Raw genomic sequence first — 1,541 nt, forward strand, 5'->3', positions numbered from 1 at the left:
AAAATTTTCTCGCAAATATCAATGATAATGAGAATGTTTTTTGTTATATCGGTAAATTAAAGCATAAAAAAAGCCGAACACATCGGTTCGGCTTTAATAGAACGGTATGAGATTATTTGACTTGGGCGCGATATTTGACGACAGCGGTCGCACCAATGCCCAAATCTTCAATCGTCCAGCGCAATGCCTTGTAGTAGCTTAGTGGCAGTTCTTGGGTTTGTCCGTTTAGAGTTGCGCGGATTGGCATGTGTACGAAACGATTGCCGTCAATGCTCGCCTTAACGATCGCAGGGCTGACCTCGCCCACCAGCTCAACGCCCTCTGGGATGTTCAATGTGGCATTCATGCTACGCACACGGTTGGTGTCTTGGTTGGTGAATAGACCGTGGTATTCTACGATTTCACCTTTGGCGACGCTGTCGCCAAAGGTCAAGAGCTCTAGCTTCTCAGCGCCGGTTTCGTCTTTACGAACCACGAAAGCGTTTAGCTTGGTGTCAATCTTAGGTGCAGCTACTTGCTGCTCGACAGTCTCTGTCGGCTGTGGATTCTCTGGAGTTGGTAACATTGCCTGTGCAGATGCTGCGGTCATCGCCAGTGTTGCCAATAGTGCGCTGCGTAGTTTCATGCGTCATTCCTTCTTTTAAAATAAAGTTTAATCATGTCTAAAATTTCCCTATGATACCATGATTTTGCGCCCAAAATGCATCGAATTGTATCGTAAATTACACCGCTGTGTATGATTTTTTCAATTTTTTACATTCATTCATTATGCTGAATTGTTACCAGCTTAATAGCGTCTTTATTAGGTACAATAAAAACCCAAGCGAAACGGTTCGCTTGGGTTTTGGTTTTAAGGCTTTACATCATACGCGTTCGATGATGGTCGCAATCCCCTGCCCCAGTCCGATACACATGGTGGCAAGTCCGATTTGGGTGTCTTGTTGCTCCATGACGTTAAGGAGTGTGGTGGTAATTCTGGCCCCCGAACAGCCCAGTGGGTGTCCTAGGGCAATCGCTCCGCCATTGTGATTGACAATGTCTTGTTTGTCATACAGTCCTAAGCCTTTTAGCACCGACAAGCCTTGGGCGGCGAATGCTTCGTTTAGCTCAACCGTCTGAATGTCGCTGATAGACAGCCCTGCTCGTTTTAGTGCCTTTTGCGTGGCAGGGACAGGACCATAGCCCATAATCGCCGCATCGCACCCTGCCACTGCCATGGAGCGAATTTTGGCTCGTGGGGTCAGCCCAAGCTCTTTGGCTTTGCCTGCCGACATGATGAGCATGGCGGACGCACCGTCTGATAAGGCAGATGATGAGCCTGCCGTTACCGTGCCGTTTACAGGGTCAAATACGGGTCTGAGTTTTTGTAAGCTCTCAATATTGGCATCAAAACGAATGACTTCGTCCACCGTGCATAACTGCAAATTACCCTGCTCATCATGCCCTTCTACGCCCACGATTTCTTTGTCAAACCGCCCTTCTTGGGTGGCTTTGGTCGCTTTGACATGTGAGCCTAGGGCAAATTCATCCTGCTCGGCTCG

The 1,541-nt window shown here is 48.1% G+C and carries 2 protein-coding genes; both read right to left on the reverse strand.

Going from position 1 to position 1,541, the window contains the following annotated elements:
* Positions 1 to 112 precede the first annotated feature (112 nt).
* Positions 113 to 625, reverse strand: coding sequence for a hypothetical protein (locus GY683_RS03130; RefSeq protein WP_297287359.1), 513 nt, complete (start codon positions 623 to 625; stop codon positions 113 to 115).
* A 238-nt stretch (positions 626 to 863) separates the two neighbouring features.
* Positions 864 to 1,541: acetyl-CoA C-acyltransferase (locus GY683_RS03135; RefSeq protein ID WP_297287360.1), on the reverse strand; the 678-nt coding region annotated here is incomplete at its 5' end.

It is taken from the genome of Moraxella sp. (assembly GCF_024227015.1).
Lineage (GTDB): Bacteria > Pseudomonadota > Gammaproteobacteria > Pseudomonadales > Moraxellaceae > Moraxella.

Coding starts and splice junctions, on each gene's coding strand:
- GY683_RS03130 (WP_297287359.1), bottom strand. CDS start 625: ATGAAACTACGCAGCGCACTATTGGCAACACTGGCGATGACCGCAGCA.